The sequence below is a fragment of the Pectinatus haikarae genome, from assembly GCF_050916305.1.
Classification (GTDB): domain Bacteria; phylum Bacillota; class Negativicutes; order Selenomonadales; family Selenomonadaceae; genus Pectinatus; species Pectinatus haikarae.
In genome coordinates this window covers 1,171,669-1,185,305 of sequence record NZ_CP116940.1, presented here as the reverse complement: position 1 = coordinate 1,185,305, position 13,637 = coordinate 1,171,669, and the positions used below count along the sequence as shown (strand labels likewise).

Sequence of the window (13,637 nt, the reverse complement as noted above, 5' to 3'; positions counted from 1 at the left end):
TCACTACGTAAAAAGGAGCACGGCTCATTCCCATGCTCCTTTGCCGACTATCCATACACGTAACCGTTCATTATTGCCACACAGTCTTATTTACGAAAAGTATTAAAGCAATCACGGCAGTATACCGGGCGATCAGATTTTGGCTCAAACGGAACTTGTGTCTCCTTGCCGCATTTCGCACAAACCACTTCATACATTTTACGCGGCGCCGACTGTCCGTCGCGGCTGTGTTTTTTTGAGTCGCGGCAATCATGGCAACGCCCCGGTTCGTTTGCAAAGCCTTTTTCCGCATAAAATTCCTGTTCCCCTGCGGTAAAAGTAAATTCTTTGCCGCAGTCTTTGCATACCAAAGTCTTGTCTTGATAATCCATCTGTAAAATCTCCTTACATTTCAAGCCCGTTCGTTCTCCATCGCCGTAATGTCTAGCTGTGCAAAATAGAACAAAATAAGCTTATATAAATTTACGGCAAAGCCGTATAATCAAACACTAAGGTCCACATTAACACCAAGGTTTGGATCCGAGCCGGCAGACATTTCAGTAATCATTTCAGCAGATGAATTCATATCATCAAAAACCTTGCCAAGAACTGCCACTCCCACACTGTCCTGTGTCCGTTCCTGACTTATGCCAACTGACATTGCAGCAATACTCATAATAGCATCCATAATGAACATATCCTTTCGGCATAGATATCGCAAATCTGTCTTTATTATAAAGGAAGGTCAGGTAATTTGCAATAAAATTTCATTTTATGACAGTAAATTCGCAATAATAGAAATTATTTTTTCCTAAAAAACCCGCAGGGCACTTTAAAAGTGCCCTGCGGGTTTTTATCATCTGCAGCTATATCTATTTATCATTCGCTGAATAAGGCTGTAGACAAATATCTTTCGCCCGTATCAGGAAGAACAGCAACTATCGTTTTGCCTGCATTTTCAGGTTTTGCAGCCAGTTCTACAGCAGCGGCAAAAGCAGCCCCCGAAGAAATTCCTACCAAAACCCCCTCTGACTGAGAAAATTCACGGCCGTATTTAAATGCATCTTCATTGGAAACAGTTATAATACCGTCATAAATATCTGTATCAAGGGTATCAGGCACAAATCCAGCGCCTATTCCCTGGATTTTATGCGGGCCGGCTTTTCCTTCACTCAGTACGGGCGATGTCTGCGGTTCAACCGCATAAACTTTTACTGAAGGATTTTTTTCCTTCAAATACTTGCCCGTGCCCGAAAGAGTGCCGCCCGTACCAACTCCGGCAATAAAAATATCCACCTTGCCTTCTGTATCATCCCAAATTTCCGGACCAGTAGTCTGGTAATGAGCTTTTGGGTTAGCGGGATTAGTGAACTGAGACGGGATGAACGCATTGGGAGTTTTTTTTGCTAATTCTTCAGCTTTTGCGATAGCGCCCTTCATGCCAGCCTTGCCATCAGTCAGTACGATTTCTGCACCATAAGCTTTCAACAAATTGCGACGCTCCACGCTCATCGTTTCCGGCATTGTTATTATTATTTTATAACCGTGTGCGGCAGCAATAGCAGCCAATCCTATTCCTGTATTTCCGCTGGTAGGTTCAATAATAACAGAATCCTTCTTCAATATGCCATGTTCTTCGGCATCTTCAATCATTGATTTTGCAATACGATCCTTTGTGCTGCCGGCCGGGTTAAAATACTCTAATTTAGTGAGTATATCAGCCTTTAAGCCGTGACTCTTTATGTAATTGTTTGCCCTTAAAAGGGGCGTTCCCCCTATAAGTTGTGTGATACTGTCATATACTTTAGCCATTTTAATAACCTCCATTTATATTGTTATAGTGCATATAATAATGATTTATTTTCCCAGCGCCCGCATATGCCAATAGTCTTCAAGTAAAGCTAAATAATCTAAAAAAAGCCTGGAAGGATACGCTCACACCCCTCCAAGCTTTTAGTTTTCTAATCAGCTTGCTGTCCGCTAAAATTGATCAATAACTGACGCTTCTTATGTTTATGTTTTCAATTTTAGCACGCTCAATTTATAAAGTCAAATATTTCTTGTTGGCTGTCTCAGATTTTTCAATTTATTTAAAAATATTTTGTTGGGTTATGAATAAAACCATATTATAATGAGTGTAATATATTTTCTATAGTTTGAAAGATCACATGGGATAGGACGGATAATGTAATGGATGAAAAGAAAGTTTTTATCTCTGTATTGTTAACCTCTTTTTTCGGTCCTTTTATGGCCAGCTCTGTAAATGTTGCCATTCCCTCCATGGCTCAGGAATACGGCTTGAACGCTGCAGAGCTTACAGGGGTTTTAACTTTGTTTTTATTAGGCGCTGTTTCTTTTTTACTTCCTTTCGGCAAAATTGCCGATATAAAAGGCCGCCGCAAAATATACCAATATGGTTGTTTTGGTGTAGCGGTCAGTACATTTTTGTGTATTTTTTCTCCCAGTCTTAAAATATTGCTCATACTGCGGTTTATTCAAGGTGTATGTATGTCCATGAATTTCTCTACAGGCATGGCTATGCTGATAGCCAGCCACCCGGCACAAAAGCGCGGGCAGGTAATAGGTTATTCTGCGGCCTGCGTATATCTCGGACTTTCTCTGGGGCCGGTACTCGGTGGCGCCCTTACTGAGTTTTGGGGTTGGCGTACCGTATTTATCTTCACTTCATTTGGCATCTTGGCCAGCATTTGCATAATGCAAACTGTCCGCCAGGAGTGGTACGGCAATCAGTGTGAAAAGCTGGACATCATCAGTTCTGTACTTTATTTTTTATTTTCTTCCTTAATACTATACGGAATTTCCAACTATTCAGGACACCCGTCCATGAAATGGCTGTGTCTTTCAGGTTTTATCTTAGGAATAATTCTCATAGTCAGACAAAAATATACACCTTTTCCACTTTTTAATCTCTCTTTGTTTAAAAACACTATCTTCACCATGTCAAATATTGCTGCGTTCATCCACTACAGCGCAACATTCGGCATTTCCTTTGTTCTGTCTCTGTACCTGCAGGTTATTCGCGGGCTCAATCCATTCAGCGCAGGCATGCTGCTGCTTTTACAGCCAATAATGATGTCTGTATTATCACCATTTGCCGGTGCTCTGTCTGATAAATTCGAACCGCGTCTGGTTGCTTCCTGCGGTATGACATTGACCGCTGCCGGCCTTTTTTCACTTTCGTTTTTGACATATGAAACTTCATTTTATCATATCGGTCTGATCTTACTTGTAATAGGAATAGGTTTTGCCCTTTTTTCTTCGCCAAACAACAATGCTATCATGGGTGCAGTTTCCCCCAGTCTGTACGGTGTAGCTTCATCAATTTTAGCTGCCATGCGAATGTTTGGCCAGGCGGCCAGTATGTCTGTCGTATCATTGCTGCTGACTGTGTACACCAACGATATTGTCGCCGCAGCGTATCTTCCAGCCTTGCTTGAAGGTATGCAGAAAATTTTTATAGTCTTATCTCTCACCTGCACAGCAGGGATTTTTTGTTCATTAGCCAGAGGATCAAAAAAACATAACTCAGTATAAGTTTTCTCGATCTGATTGTTGTAATAGCTTATCAACCATGCTATACTTATAAAGTTAATAATTTATTAGACTGGTTTCAAAATTTATTTTTGAATCCCCTGCCCCTGTTTTGGGGCCGATAGTCCAGAGAGGGAGGTGATTTCGTGAGAAAGTACGAAGTCATATTCATTGTAAGACCAATGGAAGAAGAACAGACCAATACCGTAATTGAAAAGTTTTCTAAACTTATCACTGACAACGGTGGCACCATCGATAAAGAAGATCGCTGGGGCAAAAAACGTCTTGCCTATGAAATAAAAGGCAGTATGGACGGTTTTTATTGTCTGCTTCATATCAGTGCTGAATCTGCTTGTGCTGATGAAATTGATCGTGTAATGAAAATTACTGATGAAATCTTAAAGCACATGATTGTTAGATTAGACGAAAAATGATTCGTTTAGGGGGGAAACGCATATGAATAAAGTCATCCTGGCAGGACGACTTGCTACTGATCCTGAGGTTCGTTATACTCAGACAGGGAAAGCTGTAGCTTCGTTCCGTCTGGCTGTAAACAAAAGATTTTCCCGTGATCAGCAGAATACAGCTGATTTTTTCTCCATCATCGCATGGCAGAAATTAGCGGAAATATGCGGTAATAATCTGGTTAAAGGCAGCCAAATTCTAGTGGACGGCTATTTGCAGGTACGTAATTATGACGCTCAGGACGGTTCCAAGCGTTATGTGACTGAAATAGTGGCTAACGATATAGAATTTATGGGTACACGCCCGGCTCATTCCGACAATGACTATTCCGGAGCACCAAGCCAGCAGCCTGCCGCATCTAGTCCGGCTTCCTCATTCGGTTCGGAACTGCCCCCTGACGAAGAGATTCCATTTTAATTAGGAGGTATATACCATTGGTTAAACGTGATAGAGGTAGAAGACCAAAGAGAAAAGTTTGCAGTTTCTGCGCAGATAAAGTAGAAGCAATTGATTATAAAGACGTTGCTAAATTACGTCGTTTCATTACCGAACGCGGCAAGATTTTACCGCGCCGTATCTCTGGTAACTGTGCACATCATCAACGTCAGGTAACTTTAGCGATCAAACGTGCCCGTAATATTGCTTTATTGCCTTTCACAGCAGAATAAATAAAAAGTCGGTGCAAGTTTTGCGCCGACTTTTTATTTATTCTGCAAAATCTATTCAGCAGTTACTGATAGAACCTTGACACTAATTGTTTATTTTGCTAGACTGAACGCAGCAGGGGTGCTTTATGCTGAGAGGGCAATTTTGCCCAACCCTTTGAACCTGTTGGTTAATACCATCGTAGGGAAGCTGACATTGTCATCTACCGTCTGCTTTCTCTTATGAAGGCAGACTTTTTTATTTGGATAAATTATCTGTAATATGAAGCCGCAAAAGGCAGAAAAGAGGACTACATGCATTACAAAACACAGATAGAAGCAGCAAAACAGGGTATCTTAACGGATCAGGTCAAACTGGCTGCAGAAAAAGAAAACCGTTCGGCAGAATGGATCAGAGAGCGTCTTGCCAACGGAGTTATTACTATTCCCGCTAATATCCACCATCAGTCACTTTCAGCTGAAGGCATCGGTGATGGATTAAAAACAAAAATCAACGTAAATCTGGGTATATCAGGTGATGCTAAAAATTATGATTTAGAAATGAATAAAGTAAAAATGGCCGTCAAAATGGGGACCGAATCTATCATGGATCTCTCCAATTACGGAAAGACACATGAATTTCGCGAAAAACTTATCGAATATTCACCTGCTATGATAGGAACAGTTCCCATGTATGATGCCATAGGCTATCTGGAGAAGGATCTGCTGAAAATGACCGCTGACGACTTTCTCCGCGTGGTGGAAGCACATGCAAAAGAAGGCGTTGACTTCATGACTATCCACGCCGGTATCAATCGCCGCGCAATAGAAGGCTTCAAGAGATCAGGACGCCGCATGAATATCGTTTCCCGCGGCGGTTCGCTTCTGTTCGCCTGGATGGAAATGACAGGCAACGAAAATCCATTTTTTGAACATTATAATGATGTTTTAGAAATACTCCATGAGCATGACGCCGTTATTTCTATAGGAGATTCATTGCGTCCCGGCTGTCTTGACGATTCCACCGATGCGGGGCAGATCGGTGAACTTATAGAGATTGGTTATCTCACCGACCGTGCTTGGAAAGCCGGTGTTCAAGTGCTGGTCGAAGGCCCCGGACATATGGCCATAGATGAAATCGCCGCCAATATGAAGCTTCAGAAAAGACTTTGCCATAATGCACCTTTCTATGTACTGGGCCCATTAGTCACTGATATAGCCCCCGGCTATGATCATATAACCTCTGCAATCGGCGGTGCCATCGCCGCTTCAAACGGTGCAAATTTTTTATGCTATGTCACTCCGGCCGAACATCTGCGCCTGCCGGATCTGACTGATGTTCGTGACGGCATTATAGCCGCTAAAATTGCTGCGCACGCTGCCGACATCGCCAATAAACTTCCCGGTGCCAGAGATCAGGACAATCGCATGGCGGATGCCCGTCAAAAACTAGATTGGGATGCCATGTTCAAAGAAGCCATAGATCCTGAAAAAGCCAAACGCTATTATGAAAGCGTACCGCCCGCACAAAAACATACCTGTTCCATGTGCGGCAAAATGTGTGCAGTGCGCACAACAAATAAAATTCTCAGCGGTGAAAAAGTTATTTTCTGTGACGAGGACGGTGATTGCAGCTGACCCACCTTTGCTTATTACACAACAGTATCACAGCAGGAGTTTGCAGCTTGATTTGCAAACTCCTGTTTTCACTTGTCTAGATCATTATTTTTCGTTACAATATTATTATCTTTTATTGTGAGGTTTTAATATTATGATGGATTTGCACTGTCATACCGCAGCATCGGACGGACAATACTCTCCTGTTCAGCTCATAAAACTAGCGAAAAAAACCGGCATTACTGTTCTTGCCATAACGGATCATGATACTGTAGACAGCCTCTGGCAGGGAGAATTGTCAGCTAAGGAGTCCTGCATACGTTTCATCCCCGGGATTGAAATAAACGCCCAAGGAAAAAATGTTCACATATTAGGCTATAATATCAATTATAAGAGCTCTGCTACGCAGGATATTTGTGCTGCCAACAAACAAATGCGCAGAAAAAGAGCCAAAATGATATTTGATTATTTGGCGGATAAAAATATTTATCTGACTTGGGCAGACATTGAAAAATATGCTCCCGGCGGTATATTTGCAAGACCGCATTTTGCCCGGGCAATGATCGAACAAGGTTATATTTCTACGGTCAGTGAAGCCTTCGAACGATATCTTGATACCGAGGAATTCCGCAAAATAAAACGTCCCCGCCCAACTGCCGAAGAGGCAATAAAAATGATAGAAACCATGTCTGGCATTCCGGTCCTTGCACATCCTGCATTACAGAAAAAATCAAATAAAGAAATCGAAGCATTGATTGTCCATTTAAAAAATACAGGACTTGCCGGCATAGAATGTTATCATAGCGAACATTCAAAAAACGACATAGAAAAATATCTGGCTTTCGCCCACAAATATGACCTTCTTATTACTGGAGGCAGCGACTTTCATGGTGAAAAAATAAAACCATCCATTAAACTTGGAACAGGTATAAATAATAACTTAAACTTTCACGACGAAAAACTGATAGAGAATCTGCAAAAATTTAAATCTTAGAACTAGTCTTTCTATTGTTTTTATTCCAGCAGCTCAACAATGGCATCACCCATAGCTGCCAGCAGCAGCCGGCAGGATACCGAACCAGCATCGGGCACGCCGATGCTGCGCTCGCCCAGTCGGCTGGCTCTGCCGTATCTGGCCTTAAGCTCTCTGGTGGAATCGCTGCCGGCTTTTGCCGCAGCTTTCATTTTTATCAGGGCTGTCTTAAAGTCTTCCTTTTTCTCGGTGCTTTTTCTGAGGCTTTCAAGTGCCGGAGCGAGCGTATCAATAAGGGTTTTATCGCCGGGGCGGGCTTCGATTATTTCACTGAGTTTGCTGTATCCTTTTTCGATCATCGCTGTGAGATCCGCCAGGCTTATCTTGGTCAGCCGGCTGCCAGCTTCACCCATTCCGATAAACAATGTGCCGTATATCGGCCCCATAGAACCGCCGATTTTATTCATTAAGGTTGTTCCCAGTTTTTCGAGTCCTTCATTGAAGCTGAGTTCTTTGTCTTTATATTCCTTCTCAAACAGAGAAAATCCTTTGTTCATGTTTATACCGTGGTCGCCGTCACCGATCAGTCCGTCAATATCGCTTAGATGTGTTTTGTTCTGTTGTATGCTCCGCACCATTGCCAGCAGGATAGGACGGCCTTTTTTATTATCAAATGCTTTCATGAGCAGACTCCCTCTTTAAGCCCCATACTGCAGGCAGGCATATCGATGAGCTCCTTTAGTTCGTCGTCGAGCTTCATCATTGTAAAGGTCGCTCCTTTCATTTCCAGGGATGTGAAATAGTTGCCGACATAGCTTTTATAGATTTTAATTCCTTTTTGCTGAAGCAGTTTTTCAATTTCATTGTACAGTACATAAAGCTCCATTACCGGGGTCGCACCCAGTCCGGAAACAAGCACGGCAGTCTGATCACCTTCTTTGAAAGGATAATCTGGAAGCACTATATTGACCATTATTTTGGCAATATCTTCGGCTGAACCAAGAGGTTCTACTTTCATGCCGGGCTCTCCGTGATGTCCTATACCGATTTCCATCGTTGAAGGTTTTATTGCAAAGTTAGGATGGTCGGCAGCCGGCAGTGTGCATGGAGACAGGCCTATACCGACACTTCGGGTAGAATCCACGGCTTTTTGCGCTGCGGCTATTACCTCGTCAAGCGAAGCACCCTGTGCCGCTTTGGCAGCACCGACCTTCCACATAAAAATCTCTCCGGCCACACCGCGGCGTTTCTCCCGCTGGTCTGCCGGAGCTGATGCCACATCATCATTGGCAATTACGGTCTTTATGGCAATTCCTTCTTTTTTTGCCATAGCAACAGCCATTTTGACGTTCATATTATCACCGGAGTAATTCCCGTAGAGACAGGCCACGCCCTTTTTCTGATCGGCGACTTTGGCCGCGTCAAGAAAAGCGGCGGCTGTAGGGGAGGAAAATATTTCGCCGACAGCTGCGGCATCGCACATATTTTTGCCCACATAGCCGATAAAGGCAGGTTTGTGTCCGCTGCCGCCGCCGGTTATTATCCCGACCTTGGCTCCCGGGATGTTCCTGGCTTTTATCACGCGAGGATTGGCAGTCGCTTCCACAATATCGGCATGTGCCTTTAAAAATCCCTCCAGCATTTCATCCACTATATTATCAGGGTCATTTATTATTCTCTGCATACTGTCCTCCTATTTAGAATCAATTTATTATATCGGTACCCACTATATTTAAAATATCTTCTGGTCTGTCCGCTATATACACTGCCCCATACTTTTCAAGTTCCTTTCTGTCTCTGAATCCCCAGGTAACACCAATACTTTCTATTCCTGCATTCTTGGCTGTTAATATATCTGTTTTTGAATCTCCGACATATATAATTTTGCTTTTGGGAATATTCATTGTTTTTATTATTATCTCTGCAGCTGCGGGATCTGGTTTTTTAGGAATATTTGTTCTTTCCCCGTATATGGCAATAAATGAAATCATTGACAGTTTATCACTCAGTAATATTTTGGTGTAATCATCTCGTTTATTGGAATTAACCGCCAGTGACATTCCTGCATCTCTGAGTTTTATCAATGTTTGCCCGATACCATTATAAGGTTTTGTATTTTTTCTATAATTTTTATCGTATACTGCCAAAAAACTGCTTAAAATTCTATCAATCATTTCTGCCGGAGTATCTGTCGGTAAACTGCGTTCCAGCAAATCTCTGAATCCGCCGCCAATTTTTAATTTATAATCTTCTTTCGCATATCTTTTATAGCCATACATACCTAATGCTTCGTTTACACTATTTGATAAATCTTCCAGTGTATCCAGCAATGTCCCGTCCAAGTCAAAAATAATTCCATCGTATTTCAACATATTCATATTTTTTATTCACCACCGCTATTATAACTTTTCATTTTCCGTATTCTTTTTGAACAAAATCAAGCATCCCGCTGTTACAAAACCTGCGATAATCAATGCCAGTAAAAATAACAATATATTATTGCAGAGAAAAAACACAAACAAACCACCATGCGGCGCATTCATTGTAAGATCAAATGAGTAGGACAACACTGCCCCCACCGCCGAACCTGCCATCAATGCTGGAATGACCCTAAACGGATCGGATGCCGCAAACGGAATGGCAAACTCAGTTATCATTCCAAAGGCTCCTGCAAAAAGTCCCGGTACCGACGCCTTTTCAGCACCTGTAAATTTATTTTTTGCCAGCATGCATGCGATAGCAATCCCCAATGGTGGCGACATTGACGCAATAAAATTAGCCGACATCGGGGCCCAATTACCGGCTTCCGAAGCTGCTATCGCAAATGCATAGGCTACTTTATTGCAGGGACCGCCCATATCAAATGCCAGCATGCAACCTTGAATAATACCCAAAACTACCAACCCGCTACCGCTTAATCCATTTAAAAAGTCCTGTAAAAATTTATTCAGCCATGAAATCGGGCCGCCTATAATATATACCATTATAAGCCCCATAATACCGACTCCCAGCAAAGGAATTATAAGTGTGGCCAAAAGTGATCGCAAGGACATCGGCAGCGGTATTCGTTTCAGCTGATTAACAATATATCCTGCTATAATCCCTGCTATCAATGCTCCTAAAAAACCCGATCCTTGATCCGATGCCAAAAGTCCCCCTACCATACCTGCGGAAATTCCAGGTTTATCGGCTATTGAATATGCCACATAAGCAGCCAGCACCGGACACATCAATGAAAACGCCGTCTTACCCACCCAAAATGATGTTGATGCAAGATCGCCGTATTTTTCAACCGAATCAGGTATATTATAACCGCCGATTGCAAACCCTACTGCTATCAAAATTCCTCCTGATATAACAAATGGCAGCATATAGGAAACTCCTGACAATAATGCTTCCTGAATTTCACGCAGTCGCTCCTTCATCATGTTATCCCTCCACTATATTTTTAAAGATTATTTCTGGGTTTTGAATTACTTCATGCGGTTTGACTTTTACGATTTTATCCTTATATTCATCAAATCTCTCTGCCTTAACGACCTTTATATCATTAGCAAAAACAATTAAATCGGCATTTTCTATTTCAGCGGGTGATAATTTATTTTCTAACCCCAATGCTCCCTGCATTTCTACTTTACAGGAATAATTTTTTTCTTTGCATATTTTTTTTATGGCTTCTGCGGCCATGTATGTGTGTGCTACTCCGGTAGCACAAGAAGTAATTGCTATAACCTGCATACAGAACCTCCTGTTAATATTATAAGAATTAAGCAAATTTTCTTTACTTTATTTGTATTTTACTGCCATTTTTCAATTATCAGCAGAAGCTGCTCATATGACTCGATAGTTTCCAGCGCATCTATAAATTCCTGATGTACCAGCATCCCTGCTAATGCCGCCAACACTCTAAGGTAATCATTTGCTGCCTGACTTTCCGGAATAGCCAGCATAAAAATATATTTCACCTCTCCTGCCGTATCAGCGCTTTTATAGATAAAAGGTTTTCTGCATCTGCAAAAAGCCACTCCCGGATTAACAACCGTTTTACTTTTACCATGTGGTATGGCAATAAAATTCCCCATATAGGTTGGTCCCAATTTCTCTCTGTAATTAAGAGCAGCAACAAAATCGTCCTTATTTTTCACAACCTGCACCTGCTCTAATCTGTCAGCCAAAAAATCAAAGACTGCCTCTTTGTCATTAAATGAATCAACATTCAACACGACAGCATTTTTTTGCAATGCATTTGATATTAGAACCTTTCCCATTTGTTTATCGGCATAATGCCAACAATTATTGACATTATGCCATCCTCCTCATTTATTTATTCGTTTTGTTAACTTAAATGAAAATTGAGGCACCGAACCTTTCAATGGTACAATGTTTCTGCTAGAAAACACACCAATCGAAAGGACGATGCCTCATGCAGAAAATTATACCGATTGTATGCCCTAAATGCAACAATAATCACCATTTCCATAAGTTTGGCAAAGATAAATTCGGTAATCAAAAATATCGCTGCCTTGCTTGTAAACATCAATTTGCACCAGATGCTCTCCCCAGTGTCAGAGGTAAAAAGTATCCTCCTTGCCCTATGTGTGGAAAATCGTCTTTCTTGCATCACGATTATCGTGATTATTCTAACTTTCGTTGCTCTGATAAAAAATGTAATCATTCATTTTTTCAACCAAAATCAACTGCTACTTTGCCACCTTCTGTTTCTAAACTTTTTGGTAAATCCAATTTATCACGCATGCGTCATCCAGTTCATTTAATCATCACTGTTTTAACTCTTTTTTTCATAGGCAAAAGCTCTACTCGTAACATTTCTCTCATGCTTTATCAGCTCTACAGCATCAAGCTTTCTCATGTTAGTGTTGCTGAGTGGTGCAAAAAATTCGCTCCGCTTTTTGATAATATTTCTTTAAAGCTCATACCTTCTATGAATTTCAATTCTGATGAATGGCATGCTGACGAAACAGTGGTTAAAATTGCTGGAAAGAAATACTACATCTGGTTCATCATCGATAGTGAAACCCGCTTTGTTCTTGGTTTTCATCTTTCACCACATCGTTCTTCTCCTCAGGCACATGCTTTATTTCAGCATGTTTCCCCTTTAGGTAATCCCAATGCCATTGTTAGCGATCGCTATAGTGCCTACAAGATTCCTACTAAGTGCTACTTTCCTCATGCTAAACACATTCGTGTCGAGAGCTTTAAGGACGATATTAGCAACAATCTTATCGAAGCTTTTAACAACCGTTTCAAGGCTTGGTATAAAACCAAACGTGGCTTTCATTCTTTTCACTCTGCTAATGCTACTATTTCTGTTTTTGTCTTCTTTTTCAACTTCATGCGCCCTCATACTGGTCTTAATCATTTAACTCCTGCTCAAGTTGCCGGAGCTAACTATAATCCCAATATGAAAAACTTGTTTTCTTTAGCAAGTTGATAAAATTTAGTGCTTTTCTACAGAAACATTAGCTATCTTTTCATTTTTACTTAACAAAGCCTATTTATTATTACGAAACATTTTTATTATATCTTGAGCATAATCTTTAATAAAATGATACGCATCTTCTTGAACTTCATGATAGAACATACTGCCCTTCGCTGCGTTCAACTTTTCCCAAACATGTTTGCTTGTGGCTTTAGCCATATAAGAATAATAATTTATTTTCGAACACCCTGCAGTTATGGCCTGCTGTACCTGATCTGCATCTACACCGCTGCCCCCGTGCATTACTATCCGGCACTTGTCATTAACTTGCTTTCTTATTTCCTTCACACGTTCAATATCAAGCAACGGCTCCTCCGCATAGATTCCATGCATAGTTCCGAAGCATACTGCCAGTGCATCAATACCTGTACGTTCAGCAAATTCAGCAGCCTGAGCCGGATCAGTAAAGCTTTTTTTAATATCTTCACGTGTAAGCGGTTTACCTCCATGAGAATCTTCTTCCGTACTTGACATGACTCCCAGTTCAGCTTCAACTGTTATATTAAGCTTATGCGCAATCTTGGTAAAAGCTGCCAATTCCTCAACATTTTTTTCAAACGACATTGCACTGCAGTCATACATAATAGAAGGAAAACCACATCGTATAGCGCGCATCACAAACGTAAAATCACTGCCATGGTCAAGATGCACACAGATAGGTACTTTGGCTTTTTCAGCATACTTTATCATTAACGGACCTATTCTTTCAATAGGAATGAGCTGGTCATGCACTTGCGCATGATCTATAATAAGCGGTGTATTCATCTCTTCTGCGGCTTTTATAAGCCCTCTGATCGTTTCTTCATTTGGCGAATTTATGCATCCGATTGCATAATGATTTTTTTCGGCATCCTCAAGAATTTCACGCATATTAACTAACATTATATGACCTCCCATGTTTAATAAA

Annotated in this window: 17 protein-coding genes and 1 riboswitch; of the genes, 7 read left to right on the top strand and 10 right to left on the bottom strand. The window is 41.4% G+C overall.

Annotation, left to right across the window (positions count from 1 at the left end; translation table 11 throughout):
• Positions 1-86: 86 nt before the first annotated feature.
• The 3 genes from NXG61_RS05715 to cysK form a co-directional block, all read right to left on the bottom strand.
• Positions 87-371 carry a zinc-ribbon domain containing protein gene (locus tag NXG61_RS05715; RefSeq protein ID WP_196605078.1) on the bottom strand — a complete coding sequence of 95 codons (285 nt, stop codon included), beginning with the start codon at positions 369-371 and terminating at the stop codon, positions 87-89.
• Positions 372-481: 110 nt separating this feature from the next.
• Entirely contained in the window at positions 482-667 is a 186-nt protein-coding gene (locus NXG61_RS05710; protein WP_196605079.1) for a YjfB family protein, read from the bottom strand.
• 191 nt (positions 668-858) lie between these two features.
• Positions 859-1,791, bottom strand: coding sequence for a cysteine synthase A (cysK, locus tag NXG61_RS05705; RefSeq protein ID WP_196605080.1), 933 nt, complete (start codon positions 1,789-1,791; stop codon positions 859-861).
• 378 nt (positions 1,792-2,169) lie between these two features.
• Here cysK and NXG61_RS05700 point away from each other — a divergent pair, with 378 nt between their 5' ends.
• The 6 genes from NXG61_RS05700 to NXG61_RS05675 all read left to right on the top strand — a co-directional run bounded on the left by NXG61_RS05700 (position 2,170) and on the right by NXG61_RS05675 (position 7,251).
• On the top strand, positions 2,170-3,534 hold the full coding sequence (locus NXG61_RS05700; protein WP_307224864.1) for an MFS transporter: 1,365 nt from the start codon (positions 2,170-2,172) through the stop codon (positions 3,532-3,534).
• Between the two features lie 143 nt (positions 3,535-3,677).
• Positions 3,678-3,965, top strand: coding sequence for a 30S ribosomal protein S6 (gene rpsF / locus NXG61_RS05695; protein ID WP_196605082.1), 288 nt, complete (start codon positions 3,678-3,680; stop codon positions 3,963-3,965).
• 22 nt (positions 3,966-3,987) lie between these two features.
• Positions 3,988-4,413: a single-stranded DNA-binding protein gene (locus NXG61_RS05690; RefSeq protein ID WP_196605083.1), complete on the top strand. Its 426-nt coding sequence runs from the start codon at positions 3,988-3,990 to the stop codon at positions 4,411-4,413.
• 17 nt (positions 4,414-4,430) lie between these two features.
• On the top strand, positions 4,431-4,664 hold the full coding sequence (gene rpsR / locus NXG61_RS05685; RefSeq protein ID WP_196605084.1) for a 30S ribosomal protein S18: 234 nt from the start codon (positions 4,431-4,433) through the stop codon (positions 4,662-4,664).
• A 104-nt stretch (positions 4,665-4,768) separates the two neighbouring features.
• A riboswitch (TPP riboswitch) is annotated at positions 4,769-4,867 on the top strand.
• 88 nt (positions 4,868-4,955) lie between these two features.
• Positions 4,956-6,278, top strand: coding sequence for a phosphomethylpyrimidine synthase ThiC (gene thiC, locus NXG61_RS05680; RefSeq protein WP_307224859.1), 1,323 nt, complete (start codon positions 4,956-4,958; stop codon positions 6,276-6,278).
• A 133-nt stretch (positions 6,279-6,411) separates the two neighbouring features.
• A complete protein-coding gene (locus NXG61_RS05675; RefSeq protein ID WP_307224858.1) occupies positions 6,412-7,251 on the top strand; it encodes a PHP domain-containing protein in 840 nt (279 codons plus the stop codon).
• A gap of 20 nt (positions 7,252-7,271) precedes the next feature.
• On the opposite strand, the gene dhaL is transcribed toward NXG61_RS05675, so the two are convergent.
• The 6 genes from dhaL to NXG61_RS05645 are packed head-to-tail and all read right to left on the bottom strand — an operon-like array spanning position 7,272 to position 11,498.
• Positions 7,272-7,913 (bottom strand): dihydroxyacetone kinase subunit DhaL, encoded by a 642-nt coding sequence (dhaL, locus tag NXG61_RS05670; RefSeq protein WP_432748984.1) that lies wholly within the window; start codon positions 7,911-7,913, stop codon positions 7,272-7,274.
• Positions 7,910-8,914, bottom strand: coding sequence for a dihydroxyacetone kinase subunit DhaK (locus NXG61_RS05665; RefSeq protein WP_432748983.1), 1,005 nt, complete (start codon positions 8,912-8,914; stop codon positions 7,910-7,912). Before NXG61_RS05665 ends, dhaL begins: the two co-directional genes overlap by 4 nt.
• A 19-nt stretch (positions 8,915-8,933) precedes the next feature.
• Complete coding sequence (locus tag NXG61_RS05660) at positions 8,934-9,608, bottom strand: HAD family hydrolase (RefSeq protein WP_231038619.1); 675 nt, start codon at positions 9,606-9,608, stop codon at positions 8,934-8,936.
• Positions 9,609-9,629: 21 nt separating this feature from the next.
• Positions 9,630-10,658 carry a PTS fructose transporter subunit IIC gene (locus tag NXG61_RS05655; protein ID WP_231038620.1) on the bottom strand — a complete coding sequence of 343 codons (1,029 nt, stop codon included), beginning with the start codon at positions 10,656-10,658 and terminating at the stop codon, positions 9,630-9,632.
• A 1-nt stretch (position 10,659) separates the two neighbouring features.
• On the bottom strand, positions 10,660-10,968 hold the full coding sequence (locus NXG61_RS05650; RefSeq protein WP_196605089.1) for a PTS fructose transporter subunit IIB: 309 nt from the start codon (positions 10,966-10,968) through the stop codon (positions 10,660-10,662).
• A 59-nt stretch (positions 10,969-11,027) separates the two neighbouring features.
• Complete coding sequence (locus NXG61_RS05645) at positions 11,028-11,498, bottom strand: PTS sugar transporter subunit IIA (RefSeq protein ID WP_196605090.1); 471 nt, start codon at positions 11,496-11,498, stop codon at positions 11,028-11,030.
• Positions 11,499-11,653: 155 nt separating this feature from the next.
• On the opposite strand from NXG61_RS05645, the gene NXG61_RS05640 reads away from it, so the two are divergent.
• Entirely contained in the window at positions 11,654-12,682 is a 1,029-nt protein-coding gene (locus tag NXG61_RS05640) for an IS6 family transposase (RefSeq protein ID WP_307225425.1), read from the top strand.
• 60 nt (positions 12,683-12,742) lie between these two features.
• Here the strand turns inward: NXG61_RS05640 and NXG61_RS05635 are convergent, their stop codons facing one another.
• Positions 12,743-13,612 carry a class II fructose-bisphosphate aldolase gene (locus NXG61_RS05635; RefSeq protein ID WP_196605091.1) on the bottom strand — a complete coding sequence of 290 codons (870 nt, stop codon included), beginning with the start codon at positions 13,610-13,612 and terminating at the stop codon, positions 12,743-12,745.
• Positions 13,613-13,637 lie beyond the last annotated feature (25 nt).

Excerpts from the sequence above, each read along its gene's own strand:
- NXG61_RS05715 (WP_196605078.1), bottom strand. The coding sequence starts at position 371 with ATGGATTATCAAGACAAGACTTTGGTATGCAAAGACTGCGGCAAAGAA.
- NXG61_RS05710 (WP_196605079.1), bottom strand. The coding sequence starts at position 667 with ATGGATGCTATTATGAGTATTGCTGCAATGTCAGTTGGCATAAGTCAG.
- cysK (WP_196605080.1), bottom strand. The coding sequence starts at position 1,791 with ATGGCTAAAGTATATGACAGTATCACACAACTTATAGGGGGAACGCCC.
- NXG61_RS05700 (WP_307224864.1), top strand. The coding sequence starts at position 2,170 with ATGGATGAAAAGAAAGTTTTTATCTCTGTATTGTTAACCTCTTTTTTC.
- NXG61_RS05690 (WP_196605083.1), top strand. The coding sequence starts at position 3,988 with ATGAATAAAGTCATCCTGGCAGGACGACTTGCTACTGATCCTGAGGTT.
- thiC (WP_307224859.1), top strand. The coding sequence starts at position 4,956 with ATGCATTACAAAACACAGATAGAAGCAGCAAAACAGGGTATCTTAACG.
- NXG61_RS05675 (WP_307224858.1), top strand. The coding sequence starts at position 6,412 with ATGATGGATTTGCACTGTCATACCGCAGCATCGGACGGACAATACTCT.
- dhaL (WP_432748984.1), bottom strand. The coding sequence starts at position 7,913 with ATGAAAGCATTTGATAATAAAAAAGGCCGTCCTATCCTGCTGGCAATG.
- NXG61_RS05665 (WP_432748983.1), bottom strand. The coding sequence starts at position 8,914 with ATGCAGAGAATAATAAATGACCCTGATAATATAGTGGATGAAATGCTG.
- NXG61_RS05660 (WP_231038619.1), bottom strand. The coding sequence starts at position 9,608 with ATGAATATGTTGAAATACGATGGAATTATTTTTGACTTGGACGGGACA.
- NXG61_RS05655 (WP_231038620.1), bottom strand. The coding sequence starts at position 10,658 with ATGATGAAGGAGCGACTGCGTGAAATTCAGGAAGCATTATTGTCAGGA.
- NXG61_RS05650 (WP_196605089.1), bottom strand. The coding sequence starts at position 10,968 with ATGCAGGTTATAGCAATTACTTCTTGTGCTACCGGAGTAGCACACACA.
- NXG61_RS05645 (WP_196605090.1), bottom strand. The coding sequence starts at position 11,498 with ATGGGAAAGGTTCTAATATCAAATGCATTGCAAAAAAATGCTGTCGTG.
- NXG61_RS05640 (WP_307225425.1), top strand. The coding sequence starts at position 11,654 with ATGCAGAAAATTATACCGATTGTATGCCCTAAATGCAACAATAATCAC.
- NXG61_RS05635 (WP_196605091.1), bottom strand. The coding sequence starts at position 13,612 with ATGTTAGTTAATATGCGTGAAATTCTTGAGGATGCCGAAAAAAATCAT.